At 65.4% G+C, this 26848-nt stretch carries 23 protein-coding genes; 16 read left to right on the forward strand and 7 right to left on the reverse strand.

Going from position 1 to position 26848, the window contains the following annotated elements; all coding sequences use genetic code 11:
* Window positions 1-21: 21 nt before the first annotated feature.
* The 6 genes from JAB1_RS08350 (at window position 22) to JAB1_RS08375 (ending at window position 6522) form a co-directional block, all read left to right on the forward strand.
* Window positions 22-417, forward strand: coding sequence for a DUF2946 domain-containing protein (locus JAB1_RS08350; protein ID WP_070279456.1), 396 nt, complete (start codon window positions 22-24; stop codon window positions 415-417).
* Between the two features lie 89 nt (window positions 418-506).
* Window positions 507-2591: a TonB-dependent receptor gene (locus tag JAB1_RS08355; RefSeq protein WP_070279457.1), complete on the forward strand. Its 2085-nt coding sequence runs from the start codon at window positions 507-509 to the stop codon at window positions 2589-2591.
* Between the two features lie 291 nt (window positions 2592-2882).
* Entirely contained in the window at window positions 2883-3314 is a 432-nt protein-coding gene (locus tag JAB1_RS08360) for a hypothetical protein (protein WP_070279458.1), read from the forward strand.
* A 121-nt stretch (window positions 3315-3435) separates the two neighbouring features.
* Window positions 3436-4755 (forward strand): D-serine ammonia-lyase, encoded by a 1320-nt coding sequence (locus tag JAB1_RS08365; protein WP_070279459.1) that lies wholly within the window; start codon window positions 3436-3438, stop codon window positions 4753-4755.
* Entirely contained in the window at window positions 4755-5666 is a 912-nt protein-coding gene (dsdC, locus tag JAB1_RS08370; protein ID WP_070279460.1) for a DNA-binding transcriptional regulator DsdC, read from the forward strand. The genes JAB1_RS08365 and dsdC overlap by 1 nt, the downstream gene beginning before the upstream one ends.
* A gap of 43 nt (window positions 5667-5709) precedes the next feature.
* Window positions 5710-6522, forward strand: a complete 813-nt coding sequence (locus JAB1_RS08375; protein WP_070279461.1) for a ferritin-like domain-containing protein — start codon at window positions 5710-5712, stop codon at window positions 6520-6522.
* Window positions 6523-6545: 23 nt separating this feature from the next.
* On the opposite strand, the gene JAB1_RS08380 is transcribed toward JAB1_RS08375, so the two are convergent.
* Entirely contained in the window at window positions 6546-9920 is a 3375-nt protein-coding gene (locus tag JAB1_RS08380; protein WP_070279462.1) for a hypothetical protein, read from the reverse strand.
* Window positions 9921-10184: 264 nt separating this feature from the next.
* Here JAB1_RS08380 and JAB1_RS08385 point away from each other — a divergent pair, with 264 nt between their 5' ends.
* Window positions 10185-10415 carry a hypothetical protein gene (locus tag JAB1_RS08385; protein WP_139144483.1) on the forward strand — a complete coding sequence of 77 codons (231 nt, stop codon included), beginning with the start codon at window positions 10185-10187 and terminating at the stop codon, window positions 10413-10415.
* Here the strand turns inward: JAB1_RS08385 and JAB1_RS08390 are convergent.
* The gene (locus JAB1_RS08390) at window positions 10369-11472 is read right to left on the reverse strand and encodes a DNA topoisomerase IB (protein WP_070279464.1); all 1104 of its coding nucleotides are present in this window, start codon (window positions 11470-11472) and stop codon (window positions 10369-10371) included. The two genes, JAB1_RS08385 and JAB1_RS08390, sit on opposite strands and share 47 nt — an antisense overlap.
* Window positions 11473-11564: 92 nt before the next feature.
* Between JAB1_RS08390 and JAB1_RS08395 the strand changes: the two genes are divergently transcribed.
* Window positions 11565-11948 carry a DUF1232 domain-containing protein gene (locus JAB1_RS08395; RefSeq protein WP_070279465.1) on the forward strand — a complete coding sequence of 128 codons (384 nt, stop codon included), beginning with the start codon at window positions 11565-11567 and terminating at the stop codon, window positions 11946-11948.
* Here the strand turns inward: JAB1_RS08395 and JAB1_RS29855 are convergent.
* The 4 genes from JAB1_RS29855 to JAB1_RS08410 form a co-directional block, all read right to left on the reverse strand.
* The gene (locus JAB1_RS29855) at window positions 11945-12115 is read right to left on the reverse strand and encodes a hypothetical protein (protein ID WP_162835753.1); all 171 of its coding nucleotides are present in this window, start codon (window positions 12113-12115) and stop codon (window positions 11945-11947) included. The genes JAB1_RS08395 and JAB1_RS29855 overlap by 4 nt on opposite strands.
* A gap of 91 nt (window positions 12116-12206) precedes the next feature.
* Entirely contained in the window at window positions 12207-13388 is a 1182-nt protein-coding gene (locus JAB1_RS08400; RefSeq protein WP_070279466.1) for a serine hydrolase domain-containing protein, read from the reverse strand.
* A gap of 107 nt (window positions 13389-13495) precedes the next feature.
* A complete protein-coding gene (locus JAB1_RS08405; RefSeq protein ID WP_070279467.1) occupies window positions 13496-14791 on the reverse strand; it encodes a cation:proton antiporter in 1296 nt (431 codons plus the stop codon).
* Window positions 14792-14840: 49 nt separating this feature from the next.
* Window positions 14841-15956, reverse strand: a complete 1116-nt coding sequence (locus JAB1_RS08410; protein ID WP_070279468.1) for a mechanosensitive ion channel domain-containing protein — start codon at window positions 15954-15956, stop codon at window positions 14841-14843.
* 260 nt (window positions 15957-16216) lie between these two features.
* Between JAB1_RS08410 and JAB1_RS08415 the strand changes: the two genes are divergently transcribed.
* The 3 genes from JAB1_RS08415 to JAB1_RS08425 are packed head-to-tail and all read left to right on the forward strand — an operon-like array spanning window position 16217 to window position 21078.
* Window positions 16217-18484, forward strand: coding sequence for a trehalose-6-phosphate synthase (locus JAB1_RS08415; RefSeq protein ID WP_139144484.1), 2268 nt, complete (start codon window positions 16217-16219; stop codon window positions 18482-18484).
* Window positions 18484-19245 (forward strand): trehalose-phosphatase, encoded by a 762-nt coding sequence (otsB, locus tag JAB1_RS08420; RefSeq protein ID WP_070279470.1) that lies wholly within the window; start codon window positions 18484-18486, stop codon window positions 19243-19245. Before JAB1_RS08415 ends, otsB begins: the two co-directional genes overlap by 1 nt.
* Before the next feature lie 3 nt (window positions 19246-19248).
* Window positions 19249-21078: a glycoside hydrolase family 15 protein gene (locus tag JAB1_RS08425; protein ID WP_070279471.1), complete on the forward strand. Its 1830-nt coding sequence runs from the start codon at window positions 19249-19251 to the stop codon at window positions 21076-21078.
* A gap of 187 nt (window positions 21079-21265) precedes the next feature.
* On the opposite strand, the gene JAB1_RS08430 is transcribed toward JAB1_RS08425, so the two are convergent.
* Complete coding sequence (locus JAB1_RS08430; RefSeq protein WP_070279472.1) at window positions 21266-22198, reverse strand: LysR family transcriptional regulator; 933 nt, start codon at window positions 22196-22198, stop codon at window positions 21266-21268.
* A 119-nt stretch (window positions 22199-22317) separates the two neighbouring features.
* Between JAB1_RS08430 and mdcA the strand changes: the two genes are divergently transcribed.
* The 5 genes from mdcA to mdcE are packed head-to-tail and all read left to right on the forward strand — an operon-like array spanning window position 22318 to window position 26827.
* Complete coding sequence (gene mdcA, locus JAB1_RS08435; RefSeq protein WP_139144485.1) at window positions 22318-23991, forward strand: malonate decarboxylase subunit alpha; 1674 nt, start codon at window positions 22318-22320, stop codon at window positions 23989-23991.
* Between the two features lie 11 nt (window positions 23992-24002).
* Window positions 24003-24872 carry a triphosphoribosyl-dephospho-CoA synthase gene (locus tag JAB1_RS08440; RefSeq protein WP_254672040.1) on the forward strand — a complete coding sequence of 290 codons (870 nt, stop codon included), beginning with the start codon at window positions 24003-24005 and terminating at the stop codon, window positions 24870-24872.
* On the forward strand, window positions 24859-25167 hold the full coding sequence (locus JAB1_RS08445) for a malonate decarboxylase subunit delta (RefSeq protein WP_070279475.1): 309 nt from the start codon (window positions 24859-24861) through the stop codon (window positions 25165-25167). The genes JAB1_RS08440 and JAB1_RS08445 overlap by 14 nt, the downstream gene beginning before the upstream one ends.
* A complete protein-coding gene (locus JAB1_RS08450) occupies window positions 25164-26018 on the forward strand; it encodes a biotin-independent malonate decarboxylase subunit beta (protein WP_070279476.1) in 855 nt (284 codons plus the stop codon). Before JAB1_RS08445 ends, JAB1_RS08450 begins: the two co-directional genes overlap by 4 nt.
* Entirely contained in the window at window positions 26015-26827 is an 813-nt protein-coding gene (gene mdcE, locus JAB1_RS08455; protein ID WP_070279477.1) for a biotin-independent malonate decarboxylase subunit gamma, read from the forward strand. Before JAB1_RS08450 ends, mdcE begins: the two co-directional genes overlap by 4 nt.
* Window positions 26828-26848: the final 21 nt, after the last annotated feature.

Below are 26848 nucleotides of genomic sequence, written 5' to 3' on the forward strand. Positions count from 1 at the left end.
TTGCCCTGATACAATGTTGCCATGTTCATCAGCAAAGGCAAGGCAAGCATCGTCCTGTGGATCGCGTGTATCGCCATCTTCCTGGCCACGCTCGCCCCTACGGTGTCGCGCGCGCTGACGGTCGCCAGCGGCCTGGCCGTGCCCAGCCTGGAAATCTGCTCGGTGGCGGGCGGCATGAACATGCTGCCCGCGGCATTCTCCACGGACGCGCCCGATACCTCCAAGGGCGGCATGCGCAAGGGCGATTGCCCGTGCTGCAGCATGCATGCGGCCACCCTCGATATTCCCCCCACGACCCTCGTGCTCGCTTCCGGAGAAATCCTCACGGGCTTGCTGCCGCTGCTGTTCTACCAATCCGCCACGCCCCTGTTCGCCTGGACACCCGTCCAGCCCCGCGGGCCGCCCGCCGCTTTCTGATCTGTCCCTTTCCCTGAACTGCCTTGCGCCGCGCGTGTCGTGCGCTTGCGTCTGTTCGTTTTACCTATACAGAATCTGAAAGCAGCACCATGAAACATTTACCGTTATTGATTTCCCTCGCCATCGCCATGCCCGCCGTGGCGCAAACCCGCACTGAAGAGGTCTTGCCCGAGATGAAAGTCATCGTCGCGGGCGTCAAGGAAGGCTACCGTCCTGCCGCCGACACGGCGCTGATGCTCAGCAGTACACCCGGTTACAGCGTGGCGGCCGGCGGGGGCGTGTCCGGCTTGCCAGTCGTCAATGGTTTCGCCGATGATCGCATCAAGATTCGCATCGACGGCATGGAACTGACGTCGGCCTGCGCCAACCATATGAATGCGCCGCTGTCCTATATCGACCCGCAGCAGGTGCAGCGCATCAAGCTGATTGCCGGCGTGACGCCCGTCAGCGCGGGCGGCGACAGCATCGGCGGCACCATCGAGGTGCAGTCAAACGCCCCCGTGTTCGCCCAGCCCGGCGCAGGGCTGCTCACGCAAGGCAGCTTTGCCGTGTCCGGCCGCAGCGTCAACAACAGCGTGGCGACCAGCGTGAATGCCTCGGCAGCCAATGATATGCTCAGCATCGGCTACAGCGGCGCCTACACGCGCGGCCACAGTTATGAAGATGGGCATGGCAACACCGTGCTGGCCAGCATGGTTGAAAGCATCAACCAGTCCATCGTGCTGGCGGCGAAACGCGATGGCCAGCAGCTGACCCTGCGCGCCGGCGTGCAGCACATCCCGTACCAGGGTTTTCCCAACCAGTACATGGACATGACGGATAACCACGGCCAGTTCGCCAACCTGGCTTACCAGGGCACATTTGCCTGGGGCGTGCTGGACGCGCGCGCCTACTGGCAGCAGACGGACCACGAAATGGGCTTTTTCACGCCCGAGCGCACGGGCACGATGCCGATGATTACGCATGGACGCAACACGGGCTATGCGCTGATGGCCAGCTTGCCGACCGCTGCGGGCGAGTTGCGCCTGGGCCAGGAGTGGCACGGTTTTCGCCTCGACGACTATTGGCCAGCCGTGCCCGGTTCCATGATGATGGGGCCGCGCACCTATCTGAACATCAACGACGGCAAACGCGACCGTACCGTGCTGTTTGGCGAGCTGGAGACGCGCCATGGCCAGGATGCGCGCTGGACGAGCGTGCTGGGCTTGCGCGGCGAATCCGTGCGCATGGATACGGGCGACGTGCAATCGTACGGCACCAACATGATGAACATGCCGGACGTGATGGCAGCCAGGGCGTTCAATGCGCGCAGCCGCAGCCAGCGCGACACGAATATCGATGCCTCCGCCCAGGCCACCTTCACGCCCGATGCGGCCAGCAGCTATGAATTCGCACTGGCGCGCAAGGTGCGCTCACCCAACCTGTACGAGCGCTACTCGTGGGGCCGCGGCTCGATGGCGATGACCATGACCAACTGGTTTGGCGATGGCAATGGCTATGTGGGCAGTATCGACCTCAAGCCCGAGACGGCTTACACGGCGGCGTTCACGGCCGACTGGCATGGCGGCGGCGAGGAGGGCTGGTTCGTGCGCGTCAACCCGTACTACAGCAAGGTCGACAATTACATCGACGTCGACGTGCTGGCATCTTTCCACCCGTACATGAAAATGGGCGCGAACGGTAATTTGCTGCGCTTTGCCAACCACGACGCCAAACTGTACGGCGCCAATGTGGCATGGCAGCTGCCGCTGGCCAGCAGCACGCGCTGGGGCAGTTTCATGGCCAGCGGCAACGCCGCATATACGCGGGGCAAGCGCAGCGATGGCGGCGACCTGTATCGGATGATGCCGTTCAACGCCTTGCTGGCCGTCGAGCACAAGCTGGGCGCCTGGAGCAACCGCATCGAGACGAAGATCGTGGCGCGCAAGGAGAAGGTCGACGCGCGCCGCTTCGAACCCGAAACGGGCGGTTATGCGCTCGTCAACCTGCGCAGCAGCGTGGCGCTGGGCAAGATGGCCAGCCTGAGCGCGGGCGTGAGCAACCTGTTCAACCGCGCGTATGCAGACCCGCTGGGCGGCGTGTACCTGTCGGGCTTGAAAACGAACGGTGGGGCGCTGCAAGCCTTGCCGGCCGAGGGCAGGTCGATTGATCTGGGGCTGCAGCTGAAGTTCTAAGGCTGGCAATCCGCGGGCGCCTTCCAGTTGCCGCTGCGGCAGGTGGAAGGCGCCTGCCGAATGCACCGCATCGGCGCTGGCCGGGTGCTTGTGAGAATGTATGGATGTTTCTTCTTGGTAATTTGTTATGCTGCATGGTCTCCTGTTTTCGGCGTTTGCCGCACAGGCGTGCGATGGCGAGGCTTGCGGGTGTGATATGAAGTGGGCGCCGTGCCGCTAAAACCGTAAGGAGAGTGGTTTTTCTCCTAGCCATCATCGTCCTGCTACACCCGTTCGTGCCATCGGAAACCTGTGAAATATCAAAAAATACTCGGCGAAGATGCCGCCGCCATCGTGCTGTCCCTCACTGTTGTCGCGTATGTGGCATCCCTGTTTTTAACGGCAATCGTGGATTCCCACGAAGTCTTGCTGGGTGGGGGCGTGTTATTGCTCGGCTGGCTAGGGCCGTTGGCCGGCAGTTTTGCCTGGTTTGCCAATCCGCTGCTTATTTTTGCCATGTACTTCTCGAATGAGAAGCCCAGTGCCGCGATGCTGGCCGCCTTTTTGGGCTTTGCGCTGGCACTGACTACCTTTGGCATTAAAATAATTCCCAGTGATAATGCTTCCTACACGGTGCTGGGATTCGGCGCCGGATGCTATCTTTGGCTGGCCTGTTTTCCAGCCGTGTTCATCGCCTCGTTCTTAAACAGCAAAAAATCCAGGGCGCTTGCTCCTGGCGAATAGCCTTGTTTTTTCTGTTGCGGCATGACAGGTGATCTCCCGTCACCCATTGCCTGATCAACCATCCTTTGCCAGCGGCGCCCGGATGCGGTCTAATCATGGCTTGTTCCTTCACGAGGTTGCCATGCTGCCCACTTCCGCCATCGCCGCGCTGCGCGAAAAATTTCCCCTGATTACAGAACTGATGGCCTTGCAGCCCTTGAGCTGGTTCAATCCCGCCATCGCGCCGGCGGCCGAGGCCTTGAGCGACGTGGGCTTGACGGCGGACGATGTGGCGGCCGCCAGCGCGCGCCTGGCGCGTTTTGCGCCCTATCTGGCCAAGGCTTTCCCGGAAACGCAGGCCAGCGGCGGCATCATCGAGTCGCCCGTCGTGCCGCTGCCAGCCATGCAGGCGGTGCTTGGCATGCCTGGCGGTCGGCTGTGGCTCAAGCAGGATAGCCATTTGCCCATTTCCGGCTCCATCAAGGCCCGTGGCGGCATCTATGAAGTGCTGAAACATGCGGAAATGCTGGCGCTGGACGCGGGTTTGCTGAAGGAGGGCGACGATTACAGCCTGCTGGCCAGCGACGCCGTGCGGGCCTTCTTTGGCCAGTATGCGATCGCCGTCGGTTCCACGGGCAATCTGGGCTTGTCGATTGGCATCATGAGCGCGCGCCTGGGCTTTCGCGCCACCGTGCACATGTCCGCCGATGCGCGCCAGTGGAAGAAGGACAAATTGCGCAGCCACGGCGTCACTGTCGTCGAGTACGCGACTGACTACAGCGTGGCCGTGGAAGCGGGCCGCAGGCAGGCGGAGAATGATGCGGCTTGCCACTTTGTTGACGATGAAAACTCGCACGATCTGTTTCTCGGCTACGCGGTGGCGGGCCAGCGCCTGAAGGCCCAATTCGCCGCAAGCGGCGTCACGGTCGATGCCGCGCACCCGCTGTTCGTGTACTTGCCGTGCGGTGTGGGCGGCGGCCCCGGCGGCGTGGCATTCGGCTTGAAGCTGGCCTTTGGCGACCATGTCCACTGCGTGTTTGTCGAGCCGACCCATTCGCCATGCATGCTGCTGGGCGTGCACACGGGCTTGCACGATCGGATCAGCGTGCAGGAGATCGGCATCGACAACCTCACGGCCGCCGATGGCCTGGCCGTGGGACGCCCGTCGGGCTTCGTCGGACGGGCCATGCAGCGGCTGATCGATGGCTACGCCACCGTCACGGATGAAGAACTGTACCGCTTGCTGGCGACGCTGGAGCAAACGGAGCAGCTGCGCCTGGAACCGTCGGCCGTGGCCGGTTTCGCGGGTATCCCTCCCGTGCTGGCTGCGCCGCAATATCAGCAGAATCTGGCGCAGGCCACGCATCTGGTGTGGGGCACGGGCGGCAGCATGGTTCCCGAGGCGGAAATGGCCGCCTACGTGGCGCGGGGCCGCGCGCTGCTGGCGGCCGGAGCCGCTTGATGCCGGCCGGCGCGGCGCTCACGGCCAGCCAGTTCGCCAACCTGCACACCTTTCTCGTGGCGGCGCGCCATGCCAGCTTCGCGCTGGCGGCACAGGAACTGGCGCTCACGCCCAGCGCCGTCAGCCACCGCATCGCGCGGCTGGAGGCGGGCCTGGGTCTGCGCTTGTTCCAGCGCCTGACGCGGCAAGTCAAGCTGACGCAGGACGGCGAGCGCATCTTTGCCGCCCTGCAGGCGGGCTGGGATGGCCTGCAGGCGGCCATTGCCGGCAGCGACACGCTGGCGGGCAGCGTCACCGTGCATGCTCGTCCCTCGGTGGCGCAATGCTGGCTGGTGCCGCGCCTGGCAGGGTTCGCTGCGCAGTATCCGGACGTGTCGATCGATTTGCGCGTGGGTAATGATAGCGTGGACTTTCGCGCCGGCCAGGTCGACCTGGCCTTGCATTATGGCGACGGCAGCTTTCCCGGCCTGGCCTCGCGCAAGCTGATGGATGAATGGCTGGCGCCCGTCTGCAGTCCCGCTTATGCGCGCGAACACGGCCTGCTGGAGACGCCACATCACTTGTCCAGCGCGACGGTGCTGCACGACACGCTGGCCTGGCCCGCCTGCGCGCCCGATGCGGAGTGGCGCCTGTGGCTGGATGGGCAGGCGCCAGACGTGAGTCTGCCCGCGCGCAGCCTGCGCTTCGACCGCGCCGACCTGTGCGCGCAGGCGGCCATCCACCACGCGGGCGTGGCCATGGGCCGGCGCCAGCTGGTACAGCCGTGGCTGGCCAGCGGCCAGCTGGTCTTGCCGTTTGGCGGGTTTGCCTTAGCCAGCCCGCAGGCGTATTACCTCGTGCACAGCGGGCGCGCCGCGCTGCCGGCACGGGTGCAGGCCTTGCTCGACTGGCTGCTGGGGCAGGCAATTTGATACACTGCGCGCCTTACCAAGCAACGCGCCAGAAAGCAGCCCCATGCAACCATCTCCCTTGACCTCCACCGCGCCAGCGGAATTACGCGCATCTGCGCTGGCCTGCCTGCTCGAACCGGACCCGGCGACCAAGGTGGCGATGGTGGCGGCCATGGCCGAAGCGCAGCTGGCGCTCGATGCGCAGGCGCCGCTGGTGCCGACCGGCCCCGTTCCGGGCCGCCCCGAGCGTCCGGAGCTGGTGCCGCCGCGCCTGGTGGGGCGGCGTTCGATGATCACGCCGGAAGGGCGCGCCATGCTCGTGCACGCGCTCGCGCACATCGAGTTCAACGCCATGAACCTGGCCCTCGACGCCCTGTGGCGCTTCCCGGACTTGCCGGCCGAGTACTACACGGACTGGCTGCGCGTGGCGAAAGAGGAAGCCACGCACTTTGCCATGCTGCAGGCGCACCTGCAGGTGCTGGGCCACACGTATGGCGATTTCCCCGGCCATGACAGCCTGTGGGAAATGGTCGACAAGACGCGCGGCGACGTGCTGGCGCGCATGGCGCTGGTGCCGCGCACCCTGGAAGCGCGGGGCCTGGACGCGATTCCGCCGCTGCGCGCCAAGCTGGCGCAGGCGGGAGACATGGCCGCCGCCGCCATCCTCGACATCATCCTGCGCGATGAAGTGGGGCACGTCGAGATCGGCAACCGCTGGTATGGCTACCTGTGCGATCAAAGGGGCCTGGAATTGCGCGCCACGTATGCCGAGCTGGCGCTGCGCTACGAAGCCCCGACCCTGCGCGGCCCGTTCAACCTGGAAGCGCGGCGCCGGGCGGGCTTTTCGGAGCTGGAACTGTCCGATTTGCCCGCCTGACGCCATCGCGGCGTGACTGACGGTCACGGGTGGGCCGTCAGGCTGATGTGCCAGTGGCTCAGGTGTCCCTTCTCGATATGGACTTTCATCGGCTTGAGCCACGCGCCCGCGCCGGGGATCTTGTCGGCCGGATCGGCGGAAAAGCGCCCGTTGACGAGCGCCAGCTTGACGAAGCTGGGGCCGATGTAGACGACGCGCGTCCTGGCCGGTAACGCCTCCTGGGCCAGCATGGCGCGGTTGGCCGCGATCCATGCCAGCAAGGCCGCCAGCTTCGGCTTTTGCGCCGGGTTGTTGACCACTTCCGCCTTTGCCGCGATGATCAGTTTCTCGATGTCGGCGCCATTGTTCTGGCCGCCCAGTGTATCCGTGTAGCCGCCCGCGCCGTCCGCATAGCGCAAGTCGATCTGCTGGCCGTCGCTGTGGCCGCTGTGGCCGAGGATAGAGCGGCCCGTGGCCGTCTGCGTCACGTGCTGGCCGCTGATGTCGTCGAAGCGGTAGGCATTGCCCGCCAGCCAGGCGATGGCCAGGCGCGTGGCCCACGAGTCGCCGCCCGCATCGCGCGCGCCATAGCGGCGCGCCGCCAGCGCCGCTTCATTATTGGCCAGATACAGGGGAATGTAGGCCGTGTCGCCCTTGAATTGCACTTGCCCCCCTTCGGCCGGGTCGGAGCTGGCGTCGGTATTGTCGATGCGGCCCTTCAGGCGCACCGTGACGACGGCTTTCTTGTCGAGCTTGGCGCCGGCAAAGACGGGCAGCACCAGGCTGGGAAATTTCACCTTGCCGGCGCTCTTGGTATTGACCTGAGACAATAAATTCACCGTGCTGAAGGCGGGATTGCCGCCACCGGCCGAAATGCCGATATTGACCTCCGTAATCGTCGCCGCCGCCGGCGTGTAGTGCAGTTCCAGCGGCAAGGTGTGGGTGGCCGTCGCTGCCCCTTGCGAGACCGATACATACGGTCCCGGCAGATTGCCCGTCAGCTTGATCGGCTGCAGCACGGGGTGGGCGGCCTTGTTGGGCGAGTTGAATTTCGCCTGAGTCACCTTCAAACCCTTGCACACGAGGCTCAGTTCCACCGTCGTCACGGTGGCCAGGGAGCTGTCGCCGATATTCGTGGCACTGACGTTGCCGCCCAGGCTCAACGCTCCGGCCTGGGTTTGCTTGCCGACATCGACGCATTCCGTCCTGACGATGCTGCCCTGCGTGTAGTGCGTCTGGTTGACGGCGCCCGTGGCGGCCAGGTTGACGCCGGGCAGTCCCGTCACGGCGTACGACCAGGTATCGTTGTACTGGCTTTGCGCCGTCGTATAGACGGGGTACTCGGCCGTGCTGACGGTGATTTTCACGCCCACGTTTTTCGTGCCTTTGGGTACCGTGTAGCTGACGGGCACGCTGATGGTCTGGTTTTGCGCGGCGGCCGTGGCCGTGAACGTTTTGCTGCCCTCGTCATCCTGCGGCGTCACGTCCGGCACGGCGCGGGGCGCGGCTGCCTCGGCGCGCGCGGGCGGACCGGCGCCATCCTGCGTGACAGTGGCGGCCGCGTAGCTTTGCGGCGCGGCGCGCTGGGCCAGGCCGGGGCCGTACGGATAGACGATGTCCACGTTGATGGTGGTGCTGTTGTCGAAGACGGCGGTGCTGACGCTGACCACGCCCGGGTGGACGAGATCGTTCAAGGTCAGCTGGTAGGTATCGGGCAGTACGCCATCGAAATGGAAGGCGCCCGTGGCGTCGACCACGGCCACCTGGCGCTGGTGGCTGTTGTAGCCGGCCAATAACATCTTCTTGCCGGCCAGCCCCGTGGCATTGCCGCCCGTGGTAGTGCGCAGCTGGCCTTGCAGCACGGTACCGGACTTGATGGCAATCAGGGCATAGCTGGCCGTGAATTCACCGTCCTGCGAAACGAAATTGAGGTTTATCTCGTAGGTGCCGTTGGGCAGGAGTATCAGCATCTGCTGCATGGCCGCGGCGCTGATGCGGAAACTGTTGCTGGCCGCATCGAAGACCCAATACTGCTTGAGGCTGACGGAAGCGCCGCCCGGCGTCGACAGCAGGCCATCGCTGTCGTCCTGCAGGGTCGTGGGGGCGGCGCCCATCAGGCGAAATTCCAGCGCGGTCGCCTGCAGCCGGTTGTTCGGCCCCAGTCCGGTGATGGCCAGCACGGGCGCCGTGGCGGGCACGTTGCCGTCGTCGTCCGGCTCCACATAGGTTTCCACGGCCGTGGGCAATTCCGTCTGGATCAGCAGGTCGAGGGTGGTGACGCTGTTGCCCTTGCTGAGGAAAAACTGCGCGTGCTGGTCCTCGCCCGTGTCGCCGGGCGTGGAAAAGCGCAGGCTGCCGTCCTGCAGCAGCACGTCCGTGACGGCGCCGCTGGCCTTGACGCTGTCGGCGCCGTCCGTGAAACCCAGCTCGGCCAGCGACAGCACGACCACCTGCGCCGGCCGCACGGGATCGAGTGCGATGCCGGCATTGGCGCTGAAAGTCCACGCCAGGCCGCTGCTCTGGAAGGCGATGTTGCGCTCGATGCGCAAGGTGATGGTGTCGTCGGGCGTGGCGGTGGCGCCCGCGTCGATGCTACCGGCCAGCACGTCGCCATCGATGATGGTGCTGCCTTCGGGCACGCTGGCCAGCACGGCTTGCACATTGCTGGCCGCGGCGCTGCTGTTGTTGCGGATATGCACGCGGTAGGTATAGTCCCAGGCTGTGCGGCTGGCGCGCTGTTCGGCCACCTTTTCCAGCTGTGTCACTTCGAAGTCCCCGGCGGCCTGGACGGCGGTTGCGGTGCCGGCCAGCATGACTTTCGGCGTCGGTGCTTGCGTGGGATCGTTCGGCCCGCCGCACGCGCACAGGCCGAGCGCCAGCAATGAGGCCAGCGCGGCGCCCGCCAATTGCCGGCGCCGCCGGCAGGCCATGGCCAGCATGCCCGCCAGCAGCAGCCAGGGCGTGGACGGCAGGGCGATGGCGGCCGGCTGCGTGATGCCCGTCTCGAGCTCGATGAAGGAAACGGGATCGAGGATGGAAAACGGCTGGGCGCCGGGGCTGCCCGCGCCCAGGTAATCGAAGGTGACGGAAAATCCCGTGGCCGTGGCGCCGGGCGCGATGCCGCCCGCCAGCGCCAGCGCGTCGAGGTAGCCGCTGGCGGGGATGGCGGGATCGGGCTGCACCAGTAGCACGTCCCAGCCGGGTGCAGTGGAGACGCTGTGCAGGTTGGCATACTGGCCCACGCTGAAGAACAAGGTGAATTCCTCGATGGGGATGGGCAGGGTGGTATTGCTGACCGTATAGTCGTAGCGCCACTGCGTGCCGCCCAGCGATGTTGCCGCGTAGCCGATGCTGGTGGCGTGCGCGGCAGACATTGCGCATAGCAGCAGCGCCAGCAGCGCCTGTTTGATAAAGCTCATGACCGTTCCCCCGTTGACTGGCGCCAAGCGTGCCCAGACAAGAGGTCAAGCAGGAAGCATTCCCGAACAATTTTTTCTGTAAAAACAAGGGCTTGGTCGAGGTGGGCCGGGGCAGGTGTCAAATCTGCCGACACGGGACGTTATGGCTGAGCCTGTCAGCGCTGTCCTACCCGTCTTGTCGAAACTGTCTGATTGTATGCCTTGCGGAAACACGCGATGATCGTGTTCATGCTGCAACAGCCAACCATTCCGACGGAGTATGCGATGCAAAAGCCAGACCAGTCCATTCACGTGAACAAGCCGTTCTTGCTGATCTGCCTGTTTACTTTTTCGACCCTGGCGGCCACTTTCGTCAATCCGGGCGAGGCGCCGGCCAGTGATGCCGCACCGGCACCCGTGGCGCGCGAAGCGGGCCATGGCTCCTTGCCCGTCTGCAGCACGGATGCCCTCAAGCTGTCGGCCCATTGCCAGCCCCAGCCCGGGCGCCAGGCTTGACGGGAACGGACCCTTGCAGGCGCTGCTGCAGCAAGGCCAGCACGGCTGCTTCTTCCGGCGCCAGCGCCTGTAGGTCGTCCTGCATTTGCTGCCGCGCCCGCGCGCGCATGCCTTCCAATAAGCTGCCATCCAGATACGATTCCAGTACGGCCGGGTGCACATAGCACTTGCGGCAGATCGTCGGCGTGTTGCCCAGCTTTTTAGCCACGGACTCGATCGCCTGCACGATGTTTTTCTTGGCTTGCGCATCGGAATCGACCTGTTCGAACGCTTGCAGGGCCAGCGCGGCCAGCAAGGTGCCGGACCAGGTGCGGAAATCCTTGGCCGTGTAATCTTCGCCCGTCACCTCGCGCAGGTAATCGTTGACGTCGCCCGAATCGATGCCGTGGCGCTCGCCCTCCGCATCCACATATTGAAACAGTTCCTGCCCCGGCAGCTCGCGCATGCGCTGCAGCACCCTGGCCAGGCGCCGGTCGCTCAGGCGGATATCGTGGCGCACGCCGCTCTTGCCCTTGAAATGGAAGGCCACGGCGCTCCCGTCGACCTGCACGTGGCGCGTGCGCAGCGTGGTCAGGCCGAACGATTTGTTTGTGCGTGCATATTCTTCGTTACCGATGCGCATCATCGTCAATTCCAGCAGGTGCACGATGGTGGCCAGCACTTTTTCACGGGGCAAGCCTGGCAACTGCATGCCGCGCGCGACGGCGGTGCGGATGGCGGGCAGGGCGCGGCCAAAGCTGAGCATGCGCTCATATTTCACTTCGTCGCGCACCTGGCGCCAGCGCGCATGGTAGCGGTACTGTTTTCGTCCGCGCGCGTCGCGTCCCGTCGCCTGCAGGTGGCCGTTGGCGTGCGGGCAGATCCACACGCCCGTCCAGGCCGGTGGAATGGCCAGTGCCTTGATGCGCGTCAAGATGGTGGCATCGCGCAGGATCGACCCGTCCGCGTCGCGGTAGCGGAACTTGCCGGGCTTGCCCAGCCGGGCGATGCCGCCCTGGTGGTCGCCCGTGTAGCGCAGGCCGGCGGCGCGGGCCGTGGTGGTGGCAGATATTTCCATGACGATAGCTTACCTTGCAGGCCGCACACCCGCCGCGCCGTTATGCTAAGGTGCGCATTCGTAACGCCGTGCGCGGCAGACAGGAGCAGCAGATGTTTGGCAGAAAAAAGAATCTGGAAGAAGACCACGCCCCCCAGGCCGACAAGCAGTATGAAAAGAAATACACGGATGACAGCTTCTGGGACAAGGTCGTCAAGTTCGCCAAGACGGCGGGACGCGAAGTCATCGAGAAAGCCCTGTGGCTGTACTACGCGGCACAGCAGCCGAATACCCCGCTGTGGGCCAAGACGGCGATCTATGGCGCGCTCGGCTATTTCATTTCGCCCATCGATGCGATTCCCGACATCACGCCCGTGGTCGGCTATGCGGATGACCTGGCCGTGCTGGCGGCGGCTGTCGCCACGGTCGCCACCTACATCACGGCCGAGGTCAAGGAACGGGCCGCCGAGAAACTGCACGGCTGGTTCGGCGTCTAGGCACCGGGAGCGGGCTGGCCCGGTTGGCCCTTGACTGCATTGCGGTAGCGGGCCCTGGCCTCGGCCCTCTTGACGGCTTCGCTGGCGATGTTCTGCGCCTTGATGCGGGCTTTTTCACTCTTGCTGCGCTGCTGCGCCACGTCCTTGTTGCCGATACGGTTAGTCATGCTGGTCTCCTCGTTGAGTGTCAAGTCTGACCAGCACAGCATACTTTCTTGCCCATGCGCCACCGTGCGTCCGCTCACACAAGCGGCATGCCTACCTCGCTGGCGCGCCGCTGCCGCCATGCGCCAGCAGGCGCAGCACGACTTCTTTCTGGAATGAGCGAAACTCCTTGTCGGCGCTGACGTTGGCGAAGGCCAGCACGGCAGTCTTGCTGGCCCGGTCGACGCAGACGACGGACGCGGCGCCCGGGTCGCCGCCGCTGTGCGTGGCCAGCGGCTTGCCGTCGACGTCGCGCAACTGCCACACCAAAGCCTGGCGCACGGATGCATCGGCAGGCACGACGGGGGCTGCTTGCGGGGCGAAAAACAATTGCAGAGTGGAATCTTGCAAGTAACGGTGGCCATCGACCCGGCCGCCATTGCTGAAGATGGCCAGGAAACGGGCAAAGTCATGCGCGGAGCTGCGCAGCAGGCCGGCCGGCCAGTCCGGATAGCCGACGGGCGGCAGCACTTGCAGGCCCGGCTCCTTGTGCGCATACGGCTGGGCGACGACGGCGCGCCGCGGCAAGCCGGCCAGGTTCCAGGCCGTGCTGTCCATGCCGAGCGGTTCGAACAGGTGCTCGTGCGCAAAGGCGTCCAGGCCATCGGGGTTCAAGCGGCCCACCAGATAGCCGAGCAGGGCGATGCCGACATTGCTGTAGCGCCATTCCGTGCCGGGCCGGGCTGCAAACGACACATCCGCGTCATACCAGGCGCCGCCGCGCGACAGATAGCCCTTGACGAAGTCGCGCAGGGGCAGTCGCGGGTCGCCCTGCACGGCAAACGCCGTCGTCTTTTCGTACACGGCATCGGAAATGCCCGAGGTGTGGCTGAGCAAATGCCGGAAGGTGATGGGCACATCGGGAAACTTCGGATGCATGAGCGGGAAGTCCAGGTGGGCCGCCACCTTGTCGTCCAGCTGGAAGGCGCCTTGTTCCAGCAGCATCATGATGGCCGTGGCCGTGACGAGCTTGCTGACGGAGGCGACATGGAACACCGTGTTGGCATCGGCTTTCTTGCTGGCCTGGATGTCGGCCCAGCCATAGCCGCGCGCGAATATGGTGCGCTCGCCGCGCACCACGGCCACGCTCATGCCCGGCGTTTCCGTGCGGGCCAGGCCATCGCGCATAAAGCCGTCAAATGCCGTTTCCCACGCCAGCCTGGCCGGATCGGTGGCGCAGCCCGTTTGCAGCAGGGCCAGTGAGACGCCCAGTCCCAGCACGCTTCTTCGTTTCATTGCTTCTCTCTTTTGCCATTTTGAATGATCTTAACAATATTTCTGCCAGCCATAGGGGCAATTGACAAAACATTGCTGCACAGCAATGGTAATGGGGGGGGCGGCGCCTATTTGCGCCAGTAGCGCTCCAGCAGGGGTTTGACCGTCAGGCCGTGCGCGACGATGGACAGGATGACGACGACCAGGGTGATGTCGGCCAGTTCGCGCGCCAGGCCGCGCGGCAAGCCATGCGCGATGGCATAGCTGAGGTAGTACAGCGAACCGATGCCGCGCACGCCGAACCACGCGGCCAGCCCGCGCAGGCGCATGCCGGTGCCCGAAGCCAGCAAGCCCAGCATCACGCTGGCCGGGCGTGCCACCAGCAGCAGGAACAGCGCTACGCTCCACGCTTGCCAGTTCCAGGCGGCGGCCGTGACGGCGCCGCCCAGCAACAGCACCAGGGTCAGTTCGGACAGGCGTTCCAGGTGTTCCTTGAAGACAAGGGATTCGCTGCTGACGGTCAGCGGCACGTCGCTGCCGTGCGGCTTGGTGGCGGACACGGCATGGGTTTCTTCCGCCTGCAGCAAGCCTTGCCGGTCTTTCGGCGCGCCGGCCAGCCGCAGTTCCGTCTGGCGCAAGGCCACGCCGGCAAAGAAGACGGCCAAAAACCCCCACGCGTGCAGCCAGGTAGTCAGGCCGTAGACGAGGGCGATCAAGCCCAGGGCCGCCAGATCGTCCAGCATCGCGTGTTTCGGTTCCTTGGCGCGCACCTGCCAGCCCAGCCAGGCCAGCAGCGCGCCGCCGGCCGCGCCCAGGGCCATGGCGCCCGCGCTGGCCCAGACCAAATCGCGCCACAGCCAGGTGGCGCCGTGCGGCCCCAGTTCATGCAGGCCCAGCAAGCCCAGGCCCAGCATGACGAAAGGAAAGCCGCTGCCATCGTTCATGCCCGCCTCGCTGGTCAGGATGAAGCGCAATTGCTCGCTGTCACCCGCATGGCGCAGCTGCACGTCGGTGGCCAGCACGGGGTCGGTGGGCGCGAGGATGGCGCCCAGCAGCACGCCGGCGCCCCATGGCAGGCCCAGCACCCAATAGGCGAACGCGGCCACCAGGGCCACGGAGACGGCCATCGACAGCCACGCCAGGCGCAGCGACGGCAGCCAGCGCGCCAGGCTGAATGGCACGGGCATCTTGACGCCGGCGGAAAACAGGGAGATGAGGACAGCGATTTCCGTCAGGGTTTCCAGCAGGGGCGCCTGCTGCACCAGGTCGAACGCAAACAGGCCGAGGAACATGGGGCCCAGCAGCAGGCCCACGCCCAGGTAAGCCATGGCCGAGGTCAAGGGCAGGCGCGCGATGCCGTCGGCGCCCAGGCCACGCGCCAGCATCAGGCAGCCGATCAGGATGAACCAGGCGGTGGTGCTCATGCGAACCATTGTAGCGGCGCGCGGGCAAGGGCAGCGCGCCGCAGGTTTTTCAAGCCTTGTGCAGCGACACGCTGTCGTTCTGCGCCTGCATGGCGTGCAGCTCGATGGGGTCGTGCGTGGAGCGCAAACGGGGCAGGCCGTGCGGGTAGTGGGCCGTAATAAATGCCAGCATCTGCTCGCGCACGATGCAGCGCAGCTCGAAGGCCAGGCCTGAATCCGCCGCGCTGATCAGAAAGCGCACGCGCACGGCGCGCTCGTTCGAATCCGTCGCCTGCACGGTGCAGACCCGGCCATCCCATTGCGTGGCGGATGCGCAGATGCGCGTCAGTTCCGCGCGCAGCGGTTCGAGCGGGATACTGAAATCGAGCCACAGGAACACCGTGCCCAGCAGGGTGGACGAGCTGTGCGTCCAGTTCTCGAACGGGTTTTCAATGAACCATTGCAGCGGCACGATCAGGCGGCGCTCGTCCCACACGCGCACGACGACATACGTGCCCTTGATTTCTTCGACCTTGCCCCATTCGCCATTGACGATCAGCACGTCATCGATGCGGATGGGTTGCGAAAATGCAATTTGCAACCCAGCAATGAAATTGCCGAGCACGGGACGGGCGGCGATACCGGCCACCAGGCCCGCCACGCCGGCTGAGGCCAGCAGGCTGGCGCCGATCTGCCGCGCGCCGGGCAAGGTCAGCAGCACGAAGGCCAGGCCCAGGATCACGACGATGGCGTGCGCGCTGCGCGTGAGCACGCGAGCCTGGGTGATCAGGCGGCGCGCGCGCAGGTTGTCAGCCACGTCGACGGGGTTGACTTCGGAAATCGTGATGGAAAGCGCCTGGATGCATTGCATGGCCAGCCAGGTCAGCGCGATGATCAGCGCCACGCTGGTGATATGCGACATGGCGACCAGCCCCGGCGTGTCGTCGGGCGCGCCGGCCAGCACCATGCGCAGGCCGAAGACGATCACGCACAGCTGGCTGGCGCGGAAGGCCACGCGCGTGGCATTGGTGGTGAATGGGCGGCCATTGGCCAGTCTTTTCAGCAGGCTGATGCCGGCCCGGTGCACGCCGATGGCGACCACGGTGACGAGCAGGGCGGAAACGAGCACGGTCAGTGCCGAGCGCAGCGGGCCTCCCATCAGCGAGTGGAACGTGCTGAGATCCATAGGCGAAAACTCCTTGAAATTGGTGGGGGGGGATGTCGGAAGCGGGTATTTTACGGGCAGATGGCGTAACGGGGGCGTGCGTTGCCGTACGGATAAGACCTGCATCAAGGTGGATACTGGAAGAAATTGCTGCGCTGCGCCACGTCACGTTGACGTTTCAATACGGAAAGCAAACGGGCGTCGCCGCAGTGGAAACATAGTCATACTTGCCATGCTTTTTGTTTTTGCAAAGGAAAACGATGATAGTACGATCACTCCGAATGTCCTTGCGCTTCATCCTGCCACTGGCTCTGGTGCTGGGATTGTTTGCTTATATTGTGGTACCCCTGCTCGACAATATCACCCTGCGCTGGTATGTGCGCGACCTCGACAGCCGGGCAGAATTGCTCGCCGGAACCCTCCGGCCCTCGCTCACCGAATACCTGCCCGCGCAAGATGCCAGCCGCATCGGCGAACTGTTCCAGGGCGCCACGCGCGACGAACGCCTGATCGCCATCGGCTTTTGCGACAACGCGGGCCACCTGGTTTACCAGTCCGCGCAATATCCCGCTTCCATCGGCTGCTGGAGCACGCCTTCCACGGGCGGCCTGTACAAATCCCTGGCGCAATTGCCGCAAGGGCAAGTCCACATCAGCGAAACGCCTGTCATGCAGGAAGCATCCCAGCTGGGCCGTTTGGTGCTGGTGCAGGACATGAGCTTTGTCGAGCGCCGCAATACGGATACCAAGCGCTTCATCTTTGCCTTCCTGGCCGTGCTGGCCGTATTGATTTCCCTGATGACCGTGTTCGTGGCCCATTTGAGTTGGCGCGGCTGGCTGTCGGCCGTGAAGGATATTTTACGGGGCGAATTGCTGCCGAAAAGTAATGGCGCAGTGGCCGCCGCCACGGCGCCCGCCGCCGCGCCCGCGCCGCCGCCGGAAATGCAGCCGCTGATCGGCGACTTGCGCGAGTTGCTGCAGGAATACCACCTGGAACGCCAGGGCGACAACGGCTGGTCGTCCGACTGGACGCCGGACAAGCTGCGCGCCTTGCTGGAAGCGGACTTGCAGGGCGACCAGGTGCTCGTCGTGTCGAACCGCGAACCGTATATCCACACGAAATCAGATGCCGGCATCACCGTGCAGCGTCCCGCCAGCGGCCTGGTGACGGCCGTGGAAGCCGTGATGCGGGCCTGTTCCGGCACGTGGATCGCGCATGGCGCCGGTTCCGCCGACCGCGAGACGGTGGATAAGCTCGACCACGTGCCCGTGCCGCCGGACAATCCCAGCTATACCTTGCGCCGCGTGTGGCTGACGGAAGAGGAAGAGCAGGGCTACTATTATGGCTTCGCCAATGAAGGCATGTGGCCGCTGTGCCATATCGCCCACGTGCGCCCCGTGTTCCGCTCGTCCGACTGGGAGCAGTACGTGAAGGTCAACCGCCGCTTCGCCGACGCCGTGATCGCCGAGGCGAAGACGGACAACCCCGTCGTGCTGGTGCAGGATTACCACTTTGCCTTGTTGCCGCGCATGGTGCGCGAAGCCTTGCCGAAAGCGACGATCATTACTTTCTGGCATATCCCCTGGCCGAACTCGGAATCGTTCGGTATTTGCCCTTGGCGCGAAGAAATCCTCGACGGCTTGCTGGGCAGCACCATCCTCGGTTTCCATACGCCATTCCACCGCAAGAATTTCCTGGAAACGGTGGACCGCTACCTGGAAACCCGCATCGAACCGGAAGCGTCGACCATTTCGTATGGCGGCGAGATGACGCAAGTCGAGGATTACCCGATTTCCATCGCCTGGCCGGAAGACGATCCGGCGCAGCCCGACGTGGCCACCTGCCGCGCGCAGATCCGCAGCGAGCTGGGCGTGGCGCCAGACCACTTGCTGGGCATCGGCGTGGACCGCCTCGATTACACGAAAGGCATCGTCGAGCGCTTCCAGGCCGTCGAGCGCATGCTGGAACAGCAGCCCGGCATGGTGGGCAATTTTACCTTTGTGCAGATCGCCGCCCCCAGCCGTGCTTCGCTCGATGAATATCAAAGCTTCGACGCCCGCGTGCGCAAGATGGTCGAGCGCATCAACCGCCGCTTCGGCAGCGGAGACTATGTGCCCATCCTGCTGAAAGCCGAACACCACGGCCAGGACGATTTGCAGCGCTATTTCCGCGCCTCGGAAGTGTGCATGGTGACAAGCTTGCATGACGGCATGAATTTGGTGGCCAAGGAATTCATCGCCGCGCGCGACGACGAGCTGGGCGTGCTGGTGCTGTCGCAATTTACGGGCGCCGCGCGCGAGTTGCATGAAGCGCTGATCATCAACCCGTATCACATCGAGCAGGGCGCCGATGCCCTGTACCGCGCCCTCGTGATGCCGCCCGTGGAGCAGCGCGAGCGGATGAAGAGCATGCGGGCCCGTGTGAAACATTTCAATGTCTACCGCTGGGCCGGGCGCATGCTGCTGGACGCGGCCCGCTTGCGCCAGCGCGACAAGGTCATGACCAAGATCGACGCCCACAGCCGCATCAAGCGGCGCAAGGGAATCTGATGGACGATACCCCTGACGATAGCGCAGCCTTGCTGCAACTGCTGGGTACGCCTGGCACAGCCGTCTTCCTCGACTTCGACGGCACCCTGGTCGACCTGGCGTCCACGCCCGATGGCGTGCGCCTGGAAGCGGGCGTGGTTGAAGCGCTGGCGCTGCTGGCCGAGCGCCACGGCGGCGCGCTGGCCCTCATTTCCGGGCGTCCCATAGTCCAGCTCGATGCCATGCTGGCGCCCTTGACCCTGCCGGTTGCCGGCGTGCATGGCGTGGAGCGGCGCGGCGCCGATGGCGTGCTGCATGTGGCGGCCACGCCCGATGTCTCGCCCGTGCTGGCGCGTGCGCAGGCGTTGGCGGCGAGATACCCCGGTTTGCTGGTGGAGCAAAAGCGCGGTGCCGTGGCCCTGCATTACCGGCTGGCGCCCGAACTCGAACAATTGTGCCTGCAGGAAATGACCTCAGCCGTGCAAGCGTGCCCGGGGGTATTGCTGTTGCATGGCAAAATGGTCCTGGAAGCCAAGCCGGCCGGCACCGACAAGGGCGGCGCCATCGCCGCCTTCATGCAGGAAACCCCGTTCGCCGGCCGCCGGCCCGTGTTTGCGGGCGACGACACCACCGACGAGGCAGGCTTTGCCTATGTTCAACTAGCAGGCGGGCAGGGCGTGAAAGTGGGCAAGGGCCCCAGCGCCGCCACCCTGCGCCTGGCCAGCCCGGGCGCCTTGCGCGCCGCGCTGCTGGCCGCGTCCGTATCCCCTTTCAAGGAGTAGCCGATGACCATATCCACTGAACAAGCTGATGACACCCCCGGCGGTGCGTCCGCGCCAGCATCCCTCAACTGCGGCGTGGTGGGCAATTGCGCCTTCAGCGCGCTGATCGACCAGGCGGGGCAGGTCGTCTGGTCCTGCCTGCCCCGTTTCGATGGCGATCCCGTCTTCAACGGCTTGCTGGACGCCACGGAAAACGGCAGCGTGTGGGCCATCGACATTGAGAACTTTGCCCGCAGCGAACAGTTTTATGAGCCGAACACGGCCGTGCTGCGCACGCGGCTGTACGACACGGACGGGCGCGGCGTGGAAATCACGGATTTCGCGCCCCGATTCCTCAGCCGCGACCGCATGTTCCGCCCGCTGATGCTGATCCGCCGGGTGCGGCCGCTCGACCATGCCGTGCGCATCCGGGTGCGCCTGCGCCCCCGCTACGACTGGGGCAAGCTGGCGCCGCAAATCACGCAGGGCAGCCACCACATCCGCTACGTAGGGCCGGAACAGACCTTGCGCCTGAACACGGATGTGTCGCTCAATTATGTGCTGAGCGAAACGTATTTCGTGCTGGGCGGCACGGCCAACTTCCTGCTGGGCCCGGATGAAACCCTGGCCGGCGGCATCGACGAAACGGCGCGCATCTTCGAGAAGGAAACCATCAACTACTGGCGCACCTACACGCGCCGCCTGGCCGTGCCGCTGGAATGGCAGGACGTGGTCATCCGCGCGGCCATCACATTAAAACTGTCTTTATATGAAGACACGGGCGCCATCATCGCCGCCATGACCACCAGCATCCCGGAAGCGCCCGGCAGCAGCCGCAACTGGGATTACCGCTATTGCTGGCTGCGCGATGCCTTCTTTGTCGTGCGTGCATTGAACAGCCTGTCGGAAGTGGGCACCATGGAGGAATACCTGCGCTGGCTGACGAATATCGTCGCCCGCTCGAAAGGCGGCCACATCCAGCCCCTGTACGGCATCGGCCTGGAAGAGCAGTTGCCCGAATCCATGCTCGACCACTTGCCCGGCTACCGCGGCAACGGTCCCGTGCGCGTCGGCAACCAGGCGCAGGAACACTTCCAGCACGACGTGTACGGCAACATCGTGCTCGGTGCTGCCCAGGCTTTCCTCGACCACCGATTATTCCACCGGGCGGGAAAAGCCGAGTTCGCCGCGCTGGAAGCCGTGGGCGACCAGGCCTTCAAATTGCATGCGGAACCGGACGCGGGCATGTGGGAACTGCGCACGCGGGCGAGGGTCCACACCTCGTCCATGCTGATGAGCTGGGCCGCCTGCGACCGCCTGGCGAAGGTCGCGCACAAGCTGGGCTTGCCGGACCGCGCCGACCACTGGAACAGCCGTGCCGTGCTGATCCGTGAACGCCTGCTGCGCGAGGCGTGGAGCGAGGAGCGCCAGGCGTTCGCAGAAAGCCTGGGCGGGCGCGACCTGGACGCGTCCGTGCTGCTGATGGCGGAAGTCAACTTCATCGACCCCATGGATCCCCGTTTCATTGCCACCGTCGACGCCCTCGAAGCGTCGCTGTGCGACGGCCCCTACATGCGCCGCTACGAAGCGCCCGACGACTTCGGCAAACCGGAAACGGCCTTCAACATCTGCACCTTCTGGCGCATCGACGCCCTGGCCCGCATCGGCAGGAAAGATGAAGCAAGGAAAATCTTCGAAACGATGTTGATGGCGCGCAACCACCTGGGCTTGCTGTCGGAAGACACGCATCCTGTGACGGGGGAGATGTGGGGGAATTTCCCGCAGACGTATTCGATGGTGGGCCTCATCAACTGCGCGGTGAGGTTGTCGGCGCCCTGGGATAGTGCTATTTAAGTGCGGGCCTGGATCGCGGGCCTGAGAAAATGCCCATGGCTGCGTTGCTTGGGCTTGCCGTACATTCGTACTGTCTGCGCCCGCGCGCCCGGTCTTATCCATTCGCTGGGCATTTTTCAGGTCCGCTGGGCCCGGGGAGCCCGGGTTGAGGGTTCGGGCCATGGTTTGCTTTGTCATTGTTGAGATGTTAAGTCAAAGTCTTGGGTAGAGCAGGCTCGCGCCGCCCATATAACCTGCATTCCGCCGCCAGCGCCAGCAGATTCGGGTCGCGCTCGCGGCTGCTCAGCATCAGCAGGGTGATTTGCTGGTGCGAGCCGTAGCGCGCGTCCAGCGGAATCAGTTCGATGCGGGAGCTGAAGGCGCGCACTCTGCCGGGCAGCAGGCTGTAGCCGATGCCGCCGCTCACCAGGTTGATCAGCGAGAAGATGTCGCCCACCCTCATGGCCGTGTCGGGCACGAATCCCGCCAGCTCGAATGCATGGTTGAAGCTTTGCGAGGTGACGAAACCTTCGTTGAGCGTGACGAACTTGTCGTCGCGCAGCGCCTGCAAGTCCACGGAAGCGGCCCCCGCATAGGGCGAAGCCAGCGGCGCGGCCAGGAAGATGTCGTCCTGGAACAGGGGCACGGCCACCAGCCCGGCATGCTGTTCGTCTTCCTGCACGCCGACGATGATGGCGTCCAGCCTGCCGTCGGCCAGGCTTTGCAGCAGTTCGCGGTTCGAACCCAGCGTCAGGTCGATGTCCAGGCCCGGCCGGCGCAGCTTCAGGGCGATCACCAGTTGCGGGATGCAGTGCAGGGTCAATGAATACAGGGAGCCGATCTTCAGGCGCACGGGATTGATGCCCGACATCTCCCGCACCTTGCGCACGCCTTCCTCGCACTCGGCCAGCGCGCGCCGCGCCGATTCGGCAAAGGTGTAGGCCGCATGCAGGGGGATCAGGCTGCGGCCCTCGCGCTTGAACAGGGGACAGCGCAAGCCGTCTTCCAGCGAGTGCAGGGCGCGGTGCACGCTGACCGTGCTCTGGCCCAGCGCATCGGCCACCCGCGCCAGGTTGTTCAATTCCATGAAGCTGAGAAAAACTTCCAGCTTTTTCAGGGTAATTTCTTCGTTGATGGCCATAATCACCGTGATTATCGTGAGTTCATTAACTTCAGGGTAATGAACATGGTAGCAGGTTGATTGTCGCGGTTCCGTTTTCGCTCTATCGTCGGGGTTCGATAGCTCATTCCGGAGGCATGATGTCAACCGCCACAGCAGCGCCAGGGCAGCGGCAAAAACAATGGGACACGCGGCGCACCGAGAAGCGCCGCCGCCTGGAAGCCGTGCGCCAGTACGCGAGCGGCCCCGTGCTGCAACAGGGCGACATGGTCGCCGTGCTCGAAGCGCTGCTTGCGCCGGGCGACCGCGTCGTCCTCGAAGGCAATAACCAGAAGCAGGCCGATTTCCTCGCCCGCATGCTGACCCAGGTCAATCCCGACAAGATCCACCATCTGCACCTGATCATGCCCAGCGTCAGCTTGCCCGAGCACTTGGACTTGTTCGAACGGGGCATCGCCCGCAAGCTCGATTTTTCGTTTGCCGGCACGCAAAGCCTGCGCATCGCGCAATTCCTGCAGGATGGCTTGCTGGAAGTGGGCGCCATCCACACGTATATCGAGCTGTATGCGCGCCTGTTCGTCGACCTGACGCCCAACGTCGTCATGGTGGCCGGCTACATGGCCGACCGCCAGGGCAATCTGTACACGGGCCCCAGCACGGAGGACACGCCCACCCTGGTGGAATCGGCGGCCTTCCGCGATGGCATCGTCATCGCCCAGGTGAACCAGATCGTCGACGACGTCAGCGACTTGCCGCGGGTCGACGTGCCCGGCTCGTGGATCGATTTCGTCGTGCAGTCCGACAAGCCGTTTTTCATCGAACCGCTGTTTACCCGCGACCCGCGCGTGATCAAGCCCGTGCACGTGCTGATGGCCATGATGGCGATCCGCGGCGTGTATGAAAAACACCAGGTGCAGTCGCTCAATCACGGCATCGGCTTCAATACGGCCACCATCGAACTGATCTTGCCCACGTATGGCGAGCAGCTGGGCTTGAAGGGCAAGATTTGCCGCAACTGGGTGCTCAACCCCCATCCGACCCTGATCCCCGCCATCGAGACGGGCTGGGTCGAGAGCGTGCATTGCTTTGGCGCGGAGCTGGGCATGGAAGGCTATGCGGCCGCGCGGCCCGACGTGTTCTTCACGGGCCGCGACGGTTCCATGCGCTCGAACCGCGCCCTGTGCCAGCTGGCCGGCCAGTACGCAGTCGACCTGTTCATCGGCGCCACCCTGCAGATGGATGGCCTGGGCAATTCGTCCACCGTGACGAATGGCCGCCTGGCCGGTTTCGGCGGCGCGCCCAATATGGGCCACGATCCGCATGGCCGGCGCCACCCGACGCCGGCCTGGCTGGACTTGATCGAGACGGACGACCCTCTGGCGCGCGGCAGGAAGCTGGTGGTGCAGATGGTCGAAACGTTCCAGGATGGCGGCCAGCCGACCATCGTCGAATCGCTCGACGCCGTGGCCGTGGGCCAGGCCAGCGGCATGCCGCTGGCGCCCGTGATGATCTATGGCGACGACGTCACGCACGTGCTGACGGAAGAGGGCATCGCCTACCTGTACAAGGCCCGTTCGCTCGACGAACGCAAGGCCATGCTGGCGGCCGTGGCCGGCGTGACGCCCATCGGCCTGCGCCACGACCCGAAAACGACGGCCAAACTGCGCGCCGATGGACTGATCGCGCTGCCCGAGGATATCGGCGTGCAGCGCGGCGCGGCGAACCGCTCGCTGCTGGCCGCGAAAAGCATCGCCGACCTGGTCGAATGGTCGGATGGCCTGTATCAACCACCCGCCAAATTCAGGAGCTGGTAATGATGACCACAATGACGACGACAGTGCCGGTGCGGGAACGCGCCGCCGCGCTGGGACGGCAAGTGCTGCAGGCGCTGCTCGATGAAGTGACCCTGACGCCGAAACCGGGCCTCGTCGATTTGCGCAGCCGTGGCGCCCATGCGGATTTGAACTGGGCCCTGATGTGCCATTCGGCGTGCGTGCTGCAGCCCGTGTTTGCCGCCATGGCGCACGCAGGCTGGGAAAGTGACGATGACGACGGCCTGCGCCAGCGCATCGGCGCCATCGGCCGCGATGGCGAAGCGCTGATGCTGGCAGCTACGGGCGGCGTGAACACGCACCGGGGCGCCATCTGGGCCCTGGGCCTGCTGGTGACGGCGGCGGCGCAGCAGGGGGCTCGGGGCGCATCGCTGGCACCGCAGGCCGTGGCGGCGCGGGCCGGCGCGCTGGCCCGTTTGCATGACCGAGGCGCGCCTGGCGTTACCGGCAACAAGGGCGAGCTGGCGTGCCGCCAGTATCGGGTCGATGGCGCTCGGGGCCAGGCCCGCGCCGGTTTTCCCCTGGTGACGGGCGCCGGGTTGCCCGCTTTGCATGCCTCGCGGCTGCGCGGCGACAATGAAACGACGGCGCGCCTGAACGCCTTGCTGGCCATTCTCAGCCAGCTGGACGACACCTGCGTGCTGTCGCGCGGCGGCGAGCCGGCCTTGCTGGAATTGCAAACGGGGGCGGCGCGGGTGCTGGCCGCCGGCGGCGCGGCCACGGCCGCCGGCACCGAGGCGCTGCTGGCGCTGGAAGCGGTGGCGCTGGCGCGCGGCGTGTCGCCGGGCGGCGCGGCGGACTTGCTGGCGGCCACCCTGTTCCTCGACCGATTGACAGAAGGAGAAGCACATGGAAACGCGTGAGTATACATTCCCGACCGGGCAGCCGGCATCGGGGCGCGCGCTGGCCGGCGTCGTCGGTTCGGGCGACCTGGAAGTGCTGCTGCAGCCTGGCGACGATGGCGTGATCCGCATCGTCGTCAACACCTCCGTCGATGGCAAGGGTGCCGTGTGGGATGCGCTCCTGCAGCGGGTATTCGGCGGCGAGCCGCTGCCGGCGGCGAGCATCGTCATCAACGATTGCGGCGCCACGCCGGGCGTGGTGCGCATGCGCATCGAGCAAGCGTATGAAGAATTGCAAGCGGGGAGGGCGGCATGAGTACATTGAAGCAATTGCTGGAGCGCGACAGCTTCATCGAACGGGGCGCGCGCAGCCGGGCCAAAGCCTTGCTGGACTCTGGCAGCATGCGCGAACTGCTCGACCCGTTCTGCGGCATCGCTTCGCCCTGGCTGCCGAAACAAGGCGTGACGGCGCAGGCGGATGACGGCGTGGTGGTGGCCAAGGGCCTGTTCGACGGCCAGCCGGCCGTGGTGCTGGCCATCGAGGGCGCCTACCAGGGCGGCAGCATGGGCGAGGTGGGCGGCGCGAAAATCGCCGGGGCGCTGGAACTGGCGGCGCGCGACAATCGCAATGGCGTGCCGACGCGGGCCGTGATCCTGTTCGAGACGGGCGGCGTGCGCCTGCAGGAAGCCAATCTGGGCCTCGCTGCCATTGCCGACATCCATGCCGCCATCGTCGACCTGCGCCGCTACCAGCCCGTCATCGGCATCACGGCTGGCACGGTGGGCTGCTACGGCGGCATGTCGATCGCGGCGGGCCTGTGCAGTTATCTGGTCGTCACGCGCGAAGCGCGCCTGGGGCTCAACGGGCCGGCCGTGATCGAGCAGGAAGCGGGTGTGGGCGAATTCGACTCGCGCAACAAGCCCTTCATCTGGAGCCTGACGGGGGGCGAGCAGCGCTTCCACAGCGGCCTGGCCGACGCCTATGTGGAAGACGACACGGCGCAGATGCGCGCCACCGTGGCCGCATTGTTCGCACGCGGCGTGCCGGCGCAGCACCGCAGCGACCAGGCAGACGTCTTCCTGGCCCGCCTGGCGCAAGTGGACGCGGGCCCGCAAGCCACGCCGGAAGCCGTGCGCAGCATCTACAGCAAAGGAGCAGCAGCATGAACGCCATCACCGACACGAGCCGCGGCGCCGTCTGGCTGGCGGCACTCACGAACAACGCTGCGCCGCTGGACGGCTATCCGCCTTCCGTGCGCGTGGTCGACGCGCCGCTGGCGGGCGCGCCGGCGCGCTACCTCGCCGTGCTGCCCGACCCGGACAACCGTTTTGCGCGTGCCCGCACGGGAGAAATCGGCCTGGCCGAGGCGTGGCAGCTGGCGCGCGCCGTGCAGCAGGTTGTCGATGAGGACCGCGCGCTGGCCGTGAAACGGCCCATCGTCGCCGTCATCGACGTGGCCAGCCAGGCCTATGGCCGGCGCGAGGAAGCGTACGGCATCCACCAGGCGCTGGCCGGCGCGGCGGCGGCTTACGCCGAGGCGCGCCTGGCGGGCCATCCCGTGATCGGGCTCATCGTCGGCAAGGCCATGTCGGGCGCCTTCCTCGCCCACGGCTACCAGGCCAACCGCCTGATCGCGCTCGACGATCCGCAAGTGATGGTGCACGCCATGGGCAAGGCGTCGGCGGCGCGCATCACCCTGCGCACCGTGGCAGCGCTCGAAGCGCTGGCCGCGACCATCGCACCGATGGCCTACGACATCAGGAACTACGCGACCCTGGGGCTGCTGTGGCAAACCTTGCAGGTGGCGCAGCCCGATGATCCGTCGGCGCAGGATACGGCCGCCGTCGACGCCTGCCTGCAGGCGGCTCTCGGCGATATCCGCGCCGACCCGCAGCGGGATCTTTCCAGCCGCCTGGGCGCGCCGCACCGCCAGGCATCGGCAAGAGTCAGGGAGGTATTGCAGCAGCAGTGGTAGGTGAAACAACAGAGAAGACAT

It is taken from the genome of Janthinobacterium sp. MP5059B, from assembly GCF_001758645.1.
Lineage (GTDB): Bacteria > Pseudomonadota > Gammaproteobacteria > Burkholderiales > Burkholderiaceae_D > Janthinobacterium > Janthinobacterium lividum.